Here is a 14,753-nt window from a genome sequence, read left to right as displayed (position 1 = left end):
CTTCAGGGCCGTCCGAGCTGCGTCCGCCCCTCCCCGGGACTTCAATTCCTGGCAGGGGGAGCAGCAGGGCGAGCACTCGACAGAGGTGAGGCGTCATGGCGGGCAAGTTCGAGATGTACGAGGACAGGGCCGGTAAACACCGCTTCCGGCTGAAGGCCGGGAACGGCGAGATCATCGCCGTCGGCGAGGCGTACAACACCAAGGCGGCCTGCGAGAAGGGCATCCAGTCGGTGAAGGCGCACGCCGCCAACGCGCCGGTGAAGGACCTGGAGCAGGACCAGCCCTGACCACGGGCCCGGAGCCGCCGCGCCACGAGGGCCGGCGGGACCGAGGGTAAGGGGCTGCCTCCCTGGAGGCGCGCCCCTTACCCCCGCGTGGTCCGGGGACTCAGAACTTGTTGCGCGGGGTGATGCCCAGCGACATGCCCGACAGACCGCGCTGCCGGCCGCCGAGCTTGCCGGCGATGGCGCGCAGGGCGCTGCCGGCCGGGGAGTCGGGGTCGCTCAGCACGACGGGCTTGCCGTCGTCGCCGCCCTCGCGCAGCCGGACGTCGATCGGGATCGAACCCAGCACCGGCACCGTGGCGCCCGTGGTCCGGGTGAGGCCGTCGGCGACCTTCTGGCCGCCGCCCGAGCCGAAGACGTCGACCATCTCGTCGCAGTGCGGGCAGGGCAGCCCGGACATGTTCTCCACCACGCCGACGATCTTCTGGTGGGTCTGCACGGCGATGGAGCCCGCGCGCTCGGCGACCTCGGCGGCGGCCTGCTGAGGCGTCGTCACCACCAGGATCTCGGCGTTCGGCACGAGCTGCGCGACGGAGATCGCGATGTCACCGGTGCCCGGCGGCAGGTCGAGCAGCAGGACGTCCAGATCGCCCCAGTAGACGTCGGCGAGGAACTGCTGGAGCGCGCGGTGCAGCATCGGGCCGCGCCACACCACCGGGGCGTTGCCCGGCGTGAACATCCCGATCGAGATGACCTTCACGCCGTTCGCCGACGGCGGCATGATCATGTTCTCGACCTGGGTGGGCTTGCCGTCGGCGCCCAGCATGCGCGGCACCGAGTGACCGTAGATGTCCGCGTCGACGACGCCGACCTTCAGGCCGTCGGCCGCCATCGCCGCCGCGAGGTTGACCGTGACGGAGGACTTGCCGACGCCGCCCTTGCCGGAGGCGACCGCGTAGACGCGGGTGAGCGAGCCGGGGCGGGCGAAGGGCACCTCGCGCTCGGTCTGGCCGCCGCGCAGCGCCGCCGCCAGCTCCTTGCGCTGCTCGTCGCTCATCACGTCCAGCTCGACGGTCACGCCCGTGACGCCTTCGACGCCGGCCACGGCGTTCCGTACGTTGGTGGTGATCGTCTCGCGCATCGGGCAGCCCGAGACCGTCAGATAGACGACCACCGCGACCGTGCCGTCCGCCGCGATCTCCACGGACTTCACCATGCCCAGTTCGGTGATCGGGCGGTGGATCTCGGGGTCGTTCACCGTCGCCAGGGCGGCGCGGATCGCGTCCTCGGACGGAGCGGATCCTGCGGGAGTGTCGGTAGCCATGACTCGATGTTACGGCGCCCGACCGGGCTGCCGGAAAGGGCTGTCAGCGGTCGCGTTCCTCACTCTCCGCCGGGAATAGGCGACGCTGTTCCAGCTCCTTGACCAGGTCCTGCACCTCCGAGCGGATCCAGTCCCGGGTCGCGACCTCACCCAGCCCCATGCGCAACGCCGCCACCTCCCGCGTCAGGTATTCGGTGTCCGCGATGGACCGCTCGTTCTGCCGTCGGTCCTGCTCCAGGTTGACCCGGTCCCGGTCGTCCTGCCGGTTCTGCGCGAGCAGGATCAGCGGGGCCGCGTAGGAGGCCTGGAGCGAGAGCATCAGGGTCAGGAAGATGAACGGATAGGTGTCGAACCGCAGGTGCCCGGGGGCCGTGGTGTTCCACACCACCCACAGGATGATGACGACCGTCATCCACACGATGAACCGGCCCGTGCCCAGGAACCGAGCGATCCGCTCCGACGCGTGCCCGAACGCCTCCGGGTCGTACGCCGGCAGCCAGCTGCGCCGCTTCAGCTTCGGCAGGTCCAGCCGCACCCGGACGTGCTGGGCCGGGCGGTCCCGGTCCCGGTCCTCACGGCGGTCAGTGCCCATCGGCGGCCTCCGGCGGTTCGCTCATCCCCGGCGCACCGTGGTGCAGCTCGGTCTCCCGCCAGTCGTCCGGCAGCAGGTGGTCCAGGACGTCGTCGACGGTCACCGCGCCCAGCAGTGAACCGCTCTCGTCCACCACGGGCGCGGCCACCATGTTGTACGTGGCCAGGTAGCTGGTGACGGCCGGCAGCGGGGCGTGCGGCGGCAGCGGCCGCAGATCGGTGTCGGTCAGCCGGCCGACCAGTGTGAAGGGCGGGTCGCGCAGCAGCCGCTGGAAGTGCACCGTGCCCAAGTACTTGCCCGTCGGCGTCTCGTCCGGCGGCCGGCAGACGTACACCTGCGCGGCGAGCGCGGGGGAGAGGTCGGGGTTGCGCACCCGGGCGAGGGCGTCGGCGACCGTGGCGTCCGGCCGCAGCACGACCGGCTCGGTGGTCATCAGGCCGCCCGCCGTCCGGTCCTCGTACGCCAGCAGGCGGCGCACGTCGGCGGCGTCGTCCGGCTGCATCAAAGTGAGCAGCCGCTCCTTGTCGTCCTCCGGCAGCTCGGACAGCAGGTCGGCCGCGTCGTCCGGGTCCATCGCCTCCAGGACGTCGGCGGCGCGCTCCTCCTTGAGCTTGCCGAGGATCTCGATCTGGTCGTCCTCCGGCAGCTCCTCCAGGACGTCCGCGAGCCGGTCGTCGTCCAGGGCCGCGGCCACCTCGGCGCGCCGCTTGGGCGTCAGGTGGTGCAGGACGCTCGCGAGGTCGGCCGGGCGCAGCCGCTCGAAGGTCGCCAGCAGGCTCTCCGCGCCCTGTCCGTGCTCCTCGACCGAGAAGCCGGTGACCGCGGACCACTCGACGGTGAGCGTCTCACCCTTACGGCGGAGCGCCCCACCCTTGCCGCGCCGGACGAAGACCTTGTCGATCTCCCAGTCGCGGCGGGCCGGCAGCTGCATGATCGATACATCGAGGACGGTGACCTCCTCGCCCCCCTCGACCAGACGTACGCGTCGGTCGAGCAGCTCGCCGAGGACCAGGGTCTCGGTGGCCCGCTGTTCGAAGCGCCGCATGTTGATCACACCGGTGGTGATCACCTGGCCGGACTCCACGCCCGTCACCCGGGTCATGGGCAGGAAGATGCGGCGGCGGCTGACCACCTCCACGACCAGACCGAGGACGCGCGGCGGCCGCCCGCCGACGCGCAGCATCGCGACGACGTCCTGCACCCGGCCCACCTGGTCCCCGTTGGGGTCGAAGACGGCCACGCCGGAGAGGTGCGAGACGAACACCCGGTGCGCGCCTGCTGCCATGGCCGCGCCTCCTCCGCCGATGCTCTGTCCGGTTCAGGCTAACGTGACCGGCTTGTGCCCGGCGCGGGAGAGACGCCCGTACGGACTGCTGGCTTCCGCTCCTGGGACGCACGGGTACGCTGCGGTTCTCCACCCGTGACAGGAGGCAGGAGCACACGTGCGTACCCGGAAGGCGGCCCTCGTGGGGGCGCTGTGCGTCGGCCTGTCCGCGGCGCTCACCGCCTGCGGCGGGGGTGGCGAGGACCCCGACGCGGGCACCAACGGCGTCGGCAAACTGGAGCCCGCGAAGATCCAGGACAAGGCGCAGTCGGCCGCCCGCGGCGCGGCGGCGGTCCACCTCTCCGGCAACGTCGTCAGCCAGGGCCGTACGTACAAGCTGGACGTCCGGCTGAAGCGGGACGGCGGCGCCGGGCGGGTCACGTCCGGCGCGGACTCCTTCGAGCTGCTGCGGGTGGGTGACGCGCTCTTCCTGAAGGCACCGGCGGCGTTCTGGTCGCACGGCGAGGACGGCGCGGCGGCGCCGCAGGGCGCGTCCCCCGGCACCGCGGGCAAACCGCCGGGCGGCACGGCGGGCAAGACGGCCGGCAAGGCGGACAGCGCCGAGGCCGCCCTGAAGCTGGAGAAGAAGTACGTGAAGGTGCCCTCCGGCGACCCCTCGTACCAGAAGCTCAAGGGCTTCACGGACAAGGACGTCCTGCTGGACGGCCTCCTCGGCCTGCACGGCAAGCTCACCCGCGGCGAGCACGGCACGGTCGCGGGCACCCGCACGATCCGCGTCACCGGCGCGGGCGGCTCCGGCGGCACCCTCGACGTCTCCCTCACGGGGACGCCGTACCCGCTGCGCGTCCAGCGGGCGGGGGGCGCGGGGCAGCTGGAGCTGGCGGACTGGGGGCAGGACTTCGCGCTGTCCGTGCCGTCGAAGGGGGACACGGTGGACTACGGGAAGGCGATCCCCGCGGGGAGCTGACGGGCGGTACCGGCGGGGCGCACGCTCCGGCCGGGGCCCGTGCCACGCGCTGCCCGGGCGCGGCGTCCCCGGACGCCGGACCGGAAGGACGGCGGGGACGCCCCCGGCCGGGCCGTGCCCCGGATCGCCCCGCGCGCGCCGTCGTCGAACGCCGGACGGGCCCTCCCGATCCGCCGAGCGGGCCCGGCGAGGTCCGATGCGGTTCGGTGGCGCCTCGAAGGGGCGCGGGACTGTGACCTCGTGCGGCTCCGCCGCGTGGGCGCGACCGGCCACGACACACCCGCGGATGACGCGCCGGACTTCCAGCGCGCCGGGCTTCCGGCGCACCGGGCTTCCGGCGGAGCGCTCAGCCGCGCTTGCGGCGCCCGCGCAGCAGCCGCGGCAGCGCCGCCGGCATCGGCTCCCGCGTCGTCGCCGGGGAGGCGAGCGGCACCGCCGCCAGGGACCCCTCCGGCAGCTCCGTCGTCCCGCCGGTGGGCGCGAGGCGCAGGACCCGGCACTCGCGGGCCCACCGCTCCTCGATCCGCTCCGCGTCCGGCGCGTTCAGCCGCTTGCCCTTCAGCTCCGCGACCGCGGCCCGCCACTCCTCGCCGCCCGCCGCCGGCTCGCCGACCTCCGCGGTCCACGTCACCAGCCGGCCGCCCTTGTCCTTGCTGCGCACGGTCACGGTGGCCCGGCCGCCGTCCGTGAGGCCGAGCCCCTCCAGCGGCTGTTCGCCCGGCCCGCCGACGACGTGCGCGGCGCCCTCGTGCCATACGTGCCACAGCGCGCGGCTGGGCCCCGCCGGGCCCTGCACCCAGATCAGGCCGGACTTCTTCGTGGCCTCTTCGATCAGTGCCTGCGTCAGCGTCATGCGGCTTACCTTATGCCGCTGACTAGGCTGGGTGGGTGACCACCGCCCGCAGCCCCCGAGACGCCCGGCCGCAGAGCCCCGCTCCCGTGCCCCCGGCCCCCGCCGCCGAGGGGCTCACCGCCCGGCCCGGCGTCCGTACGGACCTCGTGCTGCTGGCGATCGGGATCGCCGGTGTGTCGCTGTCCGCCCCGCTCATCGCGTCCATCGCCGCCCCGGCCCTCGCCATAGCCTTCTGGCGCAACGCGATGGCGATCGGCGCGCTCACCCCGCTGGTCCTGCTGCGGCACCGCGCCGAGCTGCGCGGCCTGGGCCGCCGGGCCCTGCTGCTGTCCGCCGGCGCGGGCGCGCTGCTCGCCCTGCACTTCGCGCTGTGGCTGCCGAGCCTGCGCATGACCTCGGTCGCCTCCTCCACCGCGCTGGTGACGACCACCCCGATCTGGACGACGCTGATCCTGCGGCTGCGCGGCCACCGCCCGCCCGCGCTGGTCTGGGCGGGCACCGGGCTCGCCGTGCTCGGCGTCGTGATCCTCACCGGCGTCGACCTCTCGGTGTCGCCGCGCGCCCTCGCCGGGGACGGGCTCGCCCTCGCGGCGGGCGTGGCGGCGGCCGGTTACGTCCTGCTGGGCGCGGAGGTGCGGCGGACCGTGGGCACGATCGCGTACACCTACGTCTGCTATCTGACGACGACCGTCCTGCTGCTCGTGGCCTGCCTGCTCGCCGGGACGCCCCTGGCCGGCTACAGCGGCACCACGTGGTGGAAGCTGGCGGTGCTGACGGTCACGGCGCAGCTGCTCGGCCACGGGCTCTTCAACCGGGTGGTGAAGGGCCTCGGCCCGTCGGTCACCTCGACGGCGATCCTGCTGGAGACGCCCGGCGCCGCCCTCATCGCGGCGCTGTGGCTGGGCCAGACGCCGACGTGGGCCGCCTATCCGGCGCTCGTGGTCATCCTGGCCGGCCTGGCCCTCGTGATCATGGCCGACCGGCCGCGGAAACGGGTCAGAGCCAGCCGTTCCGCTTGAAGCCGCGGTGGATGGCCACACAGATCCCCACCGTAATGATCATGACGGTGGGGTAGCCGTACTTCCACTTGAGCTCCGGCATGTGCGTGAAGTTCATGCCGTAGATCCCGGCGATCATCGTCGGTACGGCGAAGATCGCCGCCCATGAGGTGATCTTGCGCATGTCCTCGTTCTGGGCGACCGACGCCTGCGCGAGGTTGGCCTGGAGGATGGAGTTGAGCAGGTCGTCGAAGGAGACCACCTGCTCGTGGACGCGTGCCAGGTGGTCGGCGACGTCACGGAAGTACTTCTGGATGTCCGGGTCCACAAGCCGCATCGGCCGCTCGCTCAGCAGCTGCATCGGCCGGATCAGCGGCGTCACCGCCCGCTTGAACTCCAGCACCTCACGCTTCAGCTGGTAGATCCGGCCCGCGTCGCCACCGCGCGAGGAGCCCTTGCCGGTCGGCGAGAAGACATCGATCTCGACCTCGTCGATGTCGTCCTGCACGGCGTCGGCGACCGCGATGTAGCCGTCGACGACCTGGTCGGCGATGGCGTGCAGTACCGCCGAGGGGCCCTTGGCCAGCAGTTCCGGGTCGTCCTGTAGGCGGTGCCGCAGCGCGCGCAGCGATCCCTGGCCGCCGTGCCGGACGGTGATGATGAAGTCCGGGCCGGTGAAGCACATCACCTCACCGGTCTCCACCACCTCGCTGGTGGCGGTGAGTTCGGCGTGCTCCACGTAGTGGATGGTCTTGAAGACGGTGAACAGCGTGTCGTCGTACCGCTCCAGCTTGGGCCGCTGGTGGGCGTGGACGGCGTCCTCCACGGCGAGCGGGTGCAGCCCGAACTCCTGGGCGATGCCGGAGAACTCACGCTCCGTCGGCTCGTGCAGCCCGATCCAGGCGAAGCCGCCCTCGGCCCGCACCCGCCGCATCGCCTCCGCCGGACCCACCTGGTCGTTGACCCGCTTCCCGTCGCGGTAGACGGCGCAGTCCACCACCGCGCTGCTGTTCGAGCGGTCGCGGGTGGGGTCGTACGGGTAAGAGGTGGCGCTCCGCCGCAGGGCGGGGCGGACGGCGGCGCGCAGGTCACGGATCATCGACATGGCTGGCTCCTTCACGGGCCGGCCGTCAGTCACGGGGGCGAACTCAACGCTGCCCGGAACGTGGACGTGGCGCCTGGCAAGAGGGGGACGTCCGCGAATCGGGCGGCGCTTCGCGCGGCGTGCGGGGACTGACGGCAGTTCACGGAGAACGTCGCAGAGAACACGGAACAAAGCGAGAAGAAGGCGCTCTTCCGTCAGGCACTGCGGGCGCGAAAAGGCTTCCGGGGCTCGGCCGGTGGAACGGCCGGGGACGGAAGACGTCAGATCACTGGAAACGCGTCCGGAGCGGAGGGACGGGAGAACTGCCGGTACTGCACGGTCGACTAGGATCCACCGACGCCCCACCTCCTCCGGCCGGTCCCCGCTGGGGGACGAACGTAACTCCCTGACCAGAGGTCAAGGCTAGCAGCCACTTGACGCGTCAATACCCTCCTTTGCCCGTTCGATACGCGTTCTATGCTCGCTGCATGTCAGACGTTCTCGCTCTTGTCGAGGCCCGGTTGCGGACAGCCCTGGGCGAACCGGACGCGCGCGCCGCGGTGACCTTCCTCGGGACCGACCGCGTCGAGGTCCTCCGCTTCCTCGACGGGGACGTCGTGCGCTACGCCACCCTCGGCATGTCGGCCCAGCCCATGGCCGACCCCACGGCCGTCGTCGCCGACCCCCTCCGCGGCCCCCGCGCCGAACTCGTCCTCTCCGTCCGGGCCGGCCGCGCCGACACCGACAAGGTGCTCCGCCCGCTGGCCGTGCTCGCCGCCTCCCCCCAGGTGGAGGGGGTCGTCGTGGCGCCCGGCGCGTCGCTGGACACCGGCGAGCCGCTGTGGCCCGGGGCGCCCTTCACCTCCGTCCTCGTCGCGGAGTCCGGCGGCCTGGTGCCGGACCTCGAACTGGACGAGCCGATGGACCCCGTCCGCTTCCTCCCGCTGCTGCCGATGACGCCGAACGAGGCGGCCTGGAAGCGGGTGCAGGGAGCGGCGGCGCTGGAGGAGCGCTGGCTGCGGCACGGCACCGATCTGCGCGATCCGCTGAGGCCAGGGGTGCCGCTGGGATGACGGCCCGCGGTGTCGGCGTCCGGACGGGTGATCGTCCTTGACGCGACGCCGGTCGCGGAGGACCGTTGGGCCTTATGAGGGGCGAACCCAGTTGCCCGAAGTGCGGTGGCCGGGTGCGTGCGCCCGGTCTCTTCGCCGACTCCTGGCAGTGCTCCGTGCACGGCACTGTGCACCCCTTGCAGCCGGTCGTCCCGCCGAGTGTCGAGGCACTGGCCGTCGTGGTCGACCGCGCCCGGGTCCCGGTGTGGATGCCCTGGCCGCTGCCGGTCGGCTGGCTCTTCACGGGCGTGGTCTGCGCGGGTGACGACCGCAGCGGCGGCCGGGCCACCGCCGTCGCCTGCTCGGGCCCGAGCCCCCTCGGCGGCCCCGGCGAGCTGCTCCTCGTCGCCGAGGAACTGGGCGTGGGCCTCGGCGCGCGCTACGCCGGCGTCGACGGACCCGACCCCGGCCCCTACATCTCCGTGGAGCGCCCCCCGCACGCCAAGGTGCACGCCGCGGGCCGCCCCACCGCGCTGTGGCACGTCGACGGCGCGCCCGAGGACCGGGCGGTCTTCGCGGGCGAGGCGCGCGGGCTGTGGCTGTGGGCGGTGGTGTGGCCGGAGCGGTCGGGGCTGCTGATGTACGACGAGCTGGTCCTCACGGATCTGCGGGACGCGGGCGCGGAGGTGGGCCTGCTGCCCTGCGGAGCACTGTCCCCACGCCTGTTGTCGCCGGAGGCGGGCTGAACCTCCCGGGGATCCGCCGTCCCGGACCCCTGCCCTCCGGCACCGCGCCGGGCCGCGGAACCGCGCCGTCCGCCGCTCCTTTGCCCCGCGTGCGGCGCGGTCGCGGGACACCCCGGGCCGAAGCCCCGGCCCCGGCGATCCGCACGCCGGTTATCCTGAACCGGTTCCCGCCGTCCCGACCACACCCTGGAGGCTGTCGTGCGCATCGATCTGCACACCCACTCCACGGCGTCGGACGGCACGGACACCCCCGCCGAGCTGGTGCGCAACGCCGCCGCGGCCGGTCTGGACGTCGTGGCGCTCACCGATCACGACGGTGTCGGCGGCCACGCCGAGGCCATCGCGGCGCTCCCCGCCGGACTCACCCTCGTCACGGGCGCCGAGCTGTCCTGCCGGCTGGGCGGACCCGACGGCTTCAGCGTGCACATGCTGGCGTACCTCTTCGACCCGCTGGAGCCGGAGCTGGCGCGCGAGCGCGAGCTCGTCCGCGACGATCGCACCCCGCGCGCCCAGGGCATGGTCGCCAAGCTCAACGAGCTCGGCGTGCCCGTCACCTGGGAGCGCGTGGCGGAGATCGCCGGTGACGGCGCCGTGGGCCGCCCGCACGTGGCCAGCGCCATGGTCGAGCTGGGCGTGATCGACACGGTCTCGGACGCCTTCACGTCCGAGTGGCTCGCCGGGGACGGCCGGGCCTACGTCGAGAAGCACGAGCTCGACCCCTTCGACGCGATCCGCCTGGTCAAGGCGGCGGGCGGGGTCACCGTCCTCGCGCACCCGCTCGCGCTCAAGCGCGGCAACTGCGTCTCGGAGAGCGCGATAGCCGAGCTGGCCTCGGCCGGTCTGGACGGCGTCGAGGTGGACCACATGGACCACGACGACGCCACCCGTGCCCGGCTCCGCGGCCTCGCCGCCGACCTCTCCCTGCTGACCACCGGTTCCAGCGACTACCACGGCAGCCGCAAGACCTGCCGGCTCGGCGAGTACACGACCGATCCGGAGATCTACGGCGAGATCACCCGCCGGGCCACGGGCGCGTTCCCCGTCCCTGGCGCCGGCGGCTGACCCACCCCTTCCCCCAGGGCTCCCCTCGCGCCCGTACACGTGCCGTCCCGCTGGCCGCCGTGTGCGCGCCCCGGCGCCCGACCGTGCTTCCCCACACCCCGCCCCTCGGTGTTCGTACGCCCGTACGCGCCCGACGGGTGTGTCCCTCCCGCTTGTCCCGCTCCTGCTCGCACCACTCCCGCTAGGCCCTCACTGTGTTCGACATCGCTGTCTTCGGCTCCCTCTTCCTCACCCTTTTCGTGATCATGGACCCGCCCGGGATCACGCCGATCTTCCTGGCGCTCACCTCCGGACGCCCGGCCAAGGTCCAGCGCCGCATGGCCTGGCAGGCCGCCGCGGTCGCGTTCGGCGTCATCACCGTCTTCGGCCTCTGCGGCCAGCAGATCCTCGACTATCTGCACATCACGACCCCCGCGCTGATGATCGCGGGCGGTCTCCTGCTGCTGCTGATCGCGCTGGACCTGCTGACCGGCAAGTCCGAGGAGCCGACCCAGACCAAGGACGTCAACGTCGCGCTCGTACCGCTGGGCATGCCGCTGCTCGCCGGTCCCGGCGCCATCGTCTCGGTGATCCTCGCGGTGCAGCACGCGGACGGCGTGGCCGCTCAGGTGTCGGTGTGGGCGGCCATCGCCGCGATGCACCTCGTGCTGTGGCTGGTGATGCGTTACTCGCTGCTGATCATCCGCGTGATCAAGGACGGCGGTGTGGTGCTGGTGACCCGCCTCGCGGGCATGATGCTCTCGGCGCTGGCCGTCCAGCAGATCATCAACGGCATCACCCAGGTCATCAACAGCCACTGACGTCACAGAAGCGCCGCCGGCCGTGATCGCGACCGGCGCGGCGCCGCCCCGAACGCACGACACCCCCGTACGGTCCGTACGGGGGTGTCGTGCACGGGGAACCGCGTAAGCACTACCGGGCCGCGGTGGTGGCCGGGCGGATATAGATGCGCTGGCCGATCGAAGCGGCCTGCTGCACGATCCGGTTGACGGAGGCGGCGTCCACGACGGTGCTGTCGAGGGCGGTGCCGTCGACGTCGTCCAGACGCATGATTTCGAAGCGCAAGGCTTCTCCCTTCGTCGTGATCCTCCTGAGGAGAACTCAATGAAAAGTGGTGCGCGTCGCCACAGTGGGACGCGCTTCCATACGTGTCCAACGAGGTGACCCCTGCAAACATTCCCTACGCTAAGGAAATTTTTAACATGACTAATTACTGACGAGTAGCGCACCGGAACATGTCCTCTGCGTGACGAACCCCTGACAATGAGACCTCCCACATGACTCATTCCTCGCCCGAGCACCCTCCGTACGCCCCCCACACCTCGCACGCCCCTCACGCCGCGCACGACGAATCCGATCTCGCGGCGATCGCCGCGGGCGTCGAGCGCACCAACGAACTGCTCACCCGCGTCCTCGCCGAGGTCGCCACCACCCCGTCGACCCACGCGATCTTCGTCGACGCCGGCTACGTCTACGCCGCCGCGGGCCGCCTCGTCGTCGGCACCGAGGACCGGCGGTCCTTCGACCTCGACGCCGAAGGACTGATCGACGCCTTCATCGACAAGGCCCGCACGATCTTCCCGGACAGCAGGCTGCTGCGCGTCTACTGGTACGACGGCGCCCGCCGCCGCATCCACACCGCCGAGCAGCAGACCATCGCCGAGCTCCCCGACGTCAAGGTCCGCCTCGGCAACCTCAACGCCAACAACCAGCAGAAGGGCGTCGACTCCCTCATCCGCACCGACCTGGAGTCCCTCGCCCGGCACCGCGCCATCAGCGACGCGGCCCTCATCGGCGGCGACGAGGACCTCGTCTCGGCCGTCGAGGCCGCCCAGGGCTACGGAGCCCGAGTGCACCTCTGGGGCATCGAGGCCGGCGGAGGCCGCAACCAGGCCGAACCACTGCTCTGGGAGGTCGACAGCCAGCGCACCTTCGACCTCGACTTCTGCAAGCCGTACGTCACCCGGCGGGCCGCCTACGAGCCGTACGCCACCTCCGGCGAGGGCACCGGGCACCAGGCCGCGCCCCCCGGCCGGGACGACGTCCGCTTCGTCGGCGCCCAGGTCGCCGCGCAGTGGCTGGGCGCGCGCGGCCGGGACTCCCTCGCCGAACTGCTGCCGGGCCATCCCTATCTGCCCGGCTCCGTCGACCAGGAACTGCTGGTCGAGGCCGAGGCGCTGCTCGGTCTGTCGCTGCGCGGCCACGCCGATCTCCGCCGGGCGCTGCGGGACGGCTTCTGGGACCACCTGCGGACCCAGTACTGAACCAGCCGGACGTGTGCGCGCGCCGGAATGCGCGCCGGGGTGGTGAGTGGAACCCTGGCAGCGGGTGGCCGTGGCCCCGAGAGCGCGGCCACCCTTCAAGCGCGGGACCAGCCTTCCGCCCGTCCGCCCGGAACAGAAATCGAGGCGATCGCCCATGGCCTCCCCCTCCCCTCACCGCGCCGTGCCGGGCGCGCCGTGCTGGGTGACCCTGCTGACCTCCGAGCTCGCAGCCGCGCAGGACTTCTACGGCGCGGTGATGGGCTGGACGTTCCGGCCCGGCTCGCTGGGCGAGGACTTCTCCGTCGCCCTGGACGACGGCAGACCGGTGGCGGGCATCGGCAACGTCGCCCGCGCCATGGGCGTCGCCGTCTCCTGGACCTCCTACTTCGCCGTCGAGGACGCCGACAAGGTGGCGTCGCGCATCCGCGAGCGCGGCGCGACGGTCGCCGTCGGCCCGCTCTCCGTGGGCCACGGACGGGCCGCCCTGGCCGCCGACCCCGCCGGCGCCGTCTTCGGCTTCTGGGAGGGCGAGACCCTGCGCGAGTGGAACATCGGCCACGCCGGCGCGCCCGCCTGGCTGGAGCTGCGCACCAGGGACGCCTTCGCCGCCGCCATCTTCTACGGCGAGGTCTTCGAGTGGGCCACCGGCCGCCCGGACCGCTGCGAGGTCCGCTACGAGGACGAGGCGGTGATGGTCCGCTCCGCCGGGCACACGGTGGCCTGTCTGCGCGGCGGGGCGGTCGAGGCGGCGCCCGACCCGCGGATCCGGCCGCGCTGGCACGTCTACTTCTGCGTCGACGACGTCGAGAAGGCCGTCGAATCCGCCCTCGCGGCGGGCGGCACGGTCGCCGCGGAGCCGGACGACACCCGGGTGGGGGACTACCGCCAGGGCCGTGAGGCGACGCTCCGCGACCCCGAGGGCGGACTCTTCACCGTGACCGCGAACACCGCCTGAGCCGGGGCGCGCGGCCCCGGCCGGGCGTTCAGCTCAGATCCCAGAAGCGTGCCAGCGCCCCGGCCGTGGCGGCCGGGCGCTCCGCGTTGGGGGAGTGCTCGGCGCCGTCGATCACCGTCCGCGCGGCGGACAGCTGCTCGGCCATCGCGTCGATCGACGGCACCGGCCACACATAGTCCCGGACCCCGGAGACGACGTGCTTCGGCAGGGGCACCGCCGCCAGCTCCGCCGTACGGTCGGGCTCGGCGACCAACTGCGCGCCGGTGGTCATGAGCTGCTCGGGCGCGGTGGCCATCCACCGGCGGTACAGGAACGCGCCCAGCGCCGGGTCGACGGGCCCCGCGGGCGCGTTCTCCACGGCCTCGGCGGGCTTCGCGGCCTCCCCGTCCAGGCGCCGCATCTCCTGCCAGACGGCGTCCATGTCCAGCGCGCCCAGCGCGTCGACGAGCATGCGCGTACGGGCCTGCTGCGGCGCGCAGATCGCGGCGGGGCCGGAGCCCATCAGGGTCAGCGACCGGTACGGCGACGCGTCCTCCAGCACCGCGGCGCGGGCGATCAGGCCGCCGAGCGAGTGCCCGAGCAGATGCACGTCACCGCCGAGCGCCACCGCCTGCGCGTGGACGTCCCGGGCCAGCTCGGCCTGCTTGTACGCCCCTGTCGTCCCGCGCGGCCCCTCGGTCTCGTGCTGACCGCGGCCGTCGACGGCGACGGTGCGGTAGCCGGCGGCCGCCAGCGGCTCCAGGAGGGCGATGAAGTCCTCCTTGCTGCCGGTGAACCCCGGCACGAGCAGCGCGGTGCCGCGCGGCGTCGCGGCGGGCCGTGCCTCGTGCACGGCGAACTCGCCGCGTGAGGTGGCGAGGCGGTACGCGCGGGCGCACGCGGGCAAGGTGAGGAACGGCGGCCTGCTCATCCCCCGAGGCTAGCGCGGCCGGACACGCCTACGGCCGGCCACCCCTCGCGGGGCGACCGGCCGTAGGGCGGTGCGGTGCTCGGCGGACCGAGCGGCGGGCTCAGGCCTCGGTGGCCGCGGCCTTCTTGGTGGTGCGGGTGCGCTTCGGCTTGACGGCCTCGGCGCCCTCGGCGCCCTCGGCCACGACGGTCTCCGCCTCGGTGGCGACGGCCTTCTTGGCCGTACGCGTCCGCTTCGGCTTCACCTCGGCGGCCTCGGCCACCTCGGTGCTGTCGACCGCGGCGACGGCCTTCTTGGTCGTACGCGTCCGCTTCGGCTTCACCTCGGCGGCCTCGGCCGGCTCGGTGGCGTCGACCGGGGCGACGGCCTTCTTGGTCGTGCGGGTGCGCTTGGGCTTGGCCTCGGCTTCGGTGACCTCGGTGGTCTCGACGGCCGCG

At 73.0% G+C, this 14,753-nt stretch carries 16 protein-coding genes and 1 pseudogene; 9 read left to right on the top strand and 8 right to left on the bottom strand.

Features of this window, described 5'->3' with window-relative positions; genetic code table 11:
* Positions 1 to 95 precede the first annotated feature (95 nt).
* Positions 96 to 287: a YegP family protein gene (locus LUZ64_RS15915; protein ID WP_095585146.1), complete on the top strand. Its 192-nt coding sequence runs from the start codon at positions 96 to 98 to the stop codon at positions 285 to 287.
* Positions 288 to 387: 100 nt separating this feature from the next.
* Here the strand turns inward: LUZ64_RS15915 and LUZ64_RS15910 are convergent, their stop codons facing one another.
* From LUZ64_RS15910 to LUZ64_RS15900, 3 genes are read right to left on the bottom strand one after another with little or no spacing between them, the layout of a single operon-like run.
* On the bottom strand, positions 388 to 1,548 hold the full coding sequence (locus LUZ64_RS15910; RefSeq protein WP_095585145.1) for an Mrp/NBP35 family ATP-binding protein: 1,161 nt from the start codon (positions 1,546 to 1,548) through the stop codon (positions 388 to 390).
* Positions 1,549 to 1,591: 43 nt separating this feature from the next.
* Complete coding sequence (locus LUZ64_RS15905; RefSeq protein WP_095585144.1) at positions 1,592 to 2,140, bottom strand: DUF1003 domain-containing protein; 549 nt, start codon at positions 2,138 to 2,140, stop codon at positions 1,592 to 1,594.
* Positions 2,130 to 3,425, bottom strand: coding sequence for a magnesium transporter MgtE N-terminal domain-containing protein (locus LUZ64_RS15900; protein WP_095585143.1), 1,296 nt, complete (start codon positions 3,423 to 3,425; stop codon positions 2,130 to 2,132). Before LUZ64_RS15900 ends, LUZ64_RS15905 begins: the two co-directional genes overlap by 11 nt.
* Before the next feature lie 157 nt (positions 3,426 to 3,582).
* Here LUZ64_RS15900 and LUZ64_RS15895 point away from each other — a divergent pair, with 157 nt between their 5' ends.
* Positions 3,583 to 4,392, top strand: coding sequence for a hypothetical protein (locus LUZ64_RS15895; protein WP_095585142.1), 810 nt, complete (start codon positions 3,583 to 3,585; stop codon positions 4,390 to 4,392).
* A 346-nt stretch (positions 4,393 to 4,738) separates the two neighbouring features.
* Here LUZ64_RS15895 and LUZ64_RS15890 read toward each other — a convergent pair whose 3' ends face one another.
* Complete coding sequence (locus LUZ64_RS15890; RefSeq protein WP_095585141.1) at positions 4,739 to 5,245, bottom strand: hypothetical protein; 507 nt, start codon at positions 5,243 to 5,245, stop codon at positions 4,739 to 4,741.
* 86 nt (positions 5,246 to 5,331) lie between these two features.
* On the opposite strand from LUZ64_RS15890, the gene LUZ64_RS15885 reads away from it, so the two are divergent.
* Complete coding sequence (locus LUZ64_RS15885) at positions 5,332 to 6,264, top strand: DMT family transporter (RefSeq protein ID WP_095585140.1); 933 nt, start codon at positions 5,332 to 5,334, stop codon at positions 6,262 to 6,264.
* Here LUZ64_RS15885 and LUZ64_RS15880 read toward each other — a convergent pair.
* Positions 6,242 to 7,348: a magnesium and cobalt transport protein CorA gene (locus LUZ64_RS15880; RefSeq protein WP_095585139.1), complete on the bottom strand. Its 1,107-nt coding sequence runs from the start codon at positions 7,346 to 7,348 to the stop codon at positions 6,242 to 6,244. The two genes, LUZ64_RS15885 and LUZ64_RS15880, sit on opposite strands and share 23 nt — an antisense overlap.
* A 467-nt stretch (positions 7,349 to 7,815) precedes the next feature.
* Here LUZ64_RS15880 and LUZ64_RS15875 point away from each other — a divergent pair, with 467 nt between their 5' ends.
* The 4 genes from LUZ64_RS15875 to LUZ64_RS15860 all read left to right on the top strand — a co-directional run bounded on the left by LUZ64_RS15875 (position 7,816) and on the right by LUZ64_RS15860 (position 10,987).
* Positions 7,816 to 8,400: a suppressor of fused domain protein gene (locus LUZ64_RS15875; RefSeq protein ID WP_095585138.1), complete on the top strand. Its 585-nt coding sequence runs from the start codon at positions 7,816 to 7,818 to the stop codon at positions 8,398 to 8,400.
* 74 nt (positions 8,401 to 8,474) lie between these two features.
* A complete protein-coding gene (locus LUZ64_RS15870; RefSeq protein WP_095585137.1) occupies positions 8,475 to 9,125 on the top strand; it encodes a DUF6758 family protein in 651 nt (216 codons plus the stop codon).
* A 198-nt stretch (positions 9,126 to 9,323) separates the two neighbouring features.
* A complete protein-coding gene (locus LUZ64_RS15865) occupies positions 9,324 to 10,187 on the top strand; it encodes a PHP domain-containing protein (protein WP_095585136.1) in 864 nt (287 codons plus the stop codon).
* 194 nt (positions 10,188 to 10,381) lie between these two features.
* The gene (locus LUZ64_RS15860) at positions 10,382 to 10,987 is read left to right on the top strand and encodes a MarC family protein (RefSeq protein ID WP_095585135.1); all 606 of its coding nucleotides are present in this window, start codon (positions 10,382 to 10,384) and stop codon (positions 10,985 to 10,987) included.
* A 112-nt stretch (positions 10,988 to 11,099) separates the two neighbouring features.
* Here the strand turns inward: LUZ64_RS15860 and LUZ64_RS15855 are convergent, their stop codons facing one another.
* Positions 11,100 to 11,252: a DUF8834 family protein gene (locus LUZ64_RS15855; protein WP_087926408.1), complete on the bottom strand. Its 153-nt coding sequence runs from the start codon at positions 11,250 to 11,252 to the stop codon at positions 11,100 to 11,102.
* A gap of 212 nt (positions 11,253 to 11,464) precedes the next feature.
* Here LUZ64_RS15855 and LUZ64_RS15850 point away from each other — a divergent pair, with 212 nt between their 5' ends.
* Together LUZ64_RS15850 and LUZ64_RS15845 are read left to right on the top strand one after the other, a co-directional pair.
* Positions 11,465 to 12,451, top strand: coding sequence for an NYN domain-containing protein (locus LUZ64_RS15850; protein ID WP_095585134.1), 987 nt, complete (start codon positions 11,465 to 11,467; stop codon positions 12,449 to 12,451).
* 154 nt (positions 12,452 to 12,605) lie between these two features.
* The gene (locus tag LUZ64_RS15845) at positions 12,606 to 13,406 is read left to right on the top strand and encodes a VOC family protein (protein ID WP_095585133.1); all 801 of its coding nucleotides are present in this window, start codon (positions 12,606 to 12,608) and stop codon (positions 13,404 to 13,406) included.
* 28 nt (positions 13,407 to 13,434) lie between these two features.
* On the opposite strand, the gene LUZ64_RS15840 is transcribed toward LUZ64_RS15845, so the two are convergent.
* Together LUZ64_RS15840 and LUZ64_RS15835 are read right to left on the bottom strand one after the other, a co-directional pair.
* The gene (locus tag LUZ64_RS15840; protein WP_095585132.1) at positions 13,435 to 14,316 is read right to left on the bottom strand and encodes an alpha/beta fold hydrolase; all 882 of its coding nucleotides are present in this window, start codon (positions 14,314 to 14,316) and stop codon (positions 13,435 to 13,437) included.
* A 100-nt stretch (positions 14,317 to 14,416) separates the two neighbouring features.
* Positions 14,417 to 14,753: pseudogene (locus tag LUZ64_RS15835) on the bottom strand (DEAD/DEAH box helicase); the annotation flags it as partial.

It is taken from the genome of Streptomyces albireticuli, from assembly GCF_021228125.1.
In the GTDB taxonomy this organism is placed as follows: Bacteria; Actinomycetota; Actinomycetes; order Streptomycetales; family Streptomycetaceae; genus Streptomyces; species Streptomyces albireticuli.
The sequence above is the reverse complement of the archived record's forward strand: the minus strand, read 5'-3'. Positions and strand labels throughout refer to the sequence as shown.

What these genes read in the sequence shown, in the direction of transcription:
- LUZ64_RS15840 (WP_095585132.1), bottom strand. Translation starts at nt 14,316, where the DNA reads ATGAGCAGGCCGCCGTTCCTCACCTTGCCCGCGTGCGCCCGCGCGTAC.
- LUZ64_RS15850 (WP_095585134.1), top strand. Translation starts at nt 11,465, where the DNA reads ATGACTCATTCCTCGCCCGAGCACCCTCCGTACGCCCCCCACACCTCG.
- LUZ64_RS15870 (WP_095585137.1), top strand. Translation starts at nt 8,475, where the DNA reads ATGAGGGGCGAACCCAGTTGCCCGAAGTGCGGTGGCCGGGTGCGTGCG.
- LUZ64_RS15890 (WP_095585141.1), bottom strand. Translation starts at nt 5,245, where the DNA reads ATGACGCTGACGCAGGCACTGATCGAAGAGGCCACGAAGAAGTCCGGC.
- LUZ64_RS15875 (WP_095585138.1), top strand. Translation starts at nt 7,816, where the DNA reads ATGTCAGACGTTCTCGCTCTTGTCGAGGCCCGGTTGCGGACAGCCCTG.
- LUZ64_RS15915 (WP_095585146.1), top strand. Translation starts at nt 96, where the DNA reads ATGGCGGGCAAGTTCGAGATGTACGAGGACAGGGCCGGTAAACACCGC.
- LUZ64_RS15900 (WP_095585143.1), bottom strand. Translation starts at nt 3,425, where the DNA reads ATGGCAGCAGGCGCGCACCGGGTGTTCGTCTCGCACCTCTCCGGCGTG.
- LUZ64_RS15905 (WP_095585144.1), bottom strand. Translation starts at nt 2,140, where the DNA reads ATGGGCACTGACCGCCGTGAGGACCGGGACCGGGACCGCCCGGCCCAG.
- LUZ64_RS15845 (WP_095585133.1), top strand. Translation starts at nt 12,606, where the DNA reads ATGGCCTCCCCCTCCCCTCACCGCGCCGTGCCGGGCGCGCCGTGCTGG.
- LUZ64_RS15910 (WP_095585145.1), bottom strand. Translation starts at nt 1,548, where the DNA reads ATGGCTACCGACACTCCCGCAGGATCCGCTCCGTCCGAGGACGCGATC.
- LUZ64_RS15880 (WP_095585139.1), bottom strand. Translation starts at nt 7,348, where the DNA reads ATGTCGATGATCCGTGACCTGCGCGCCGCCGTCCGCCCCGCCCTGCGG.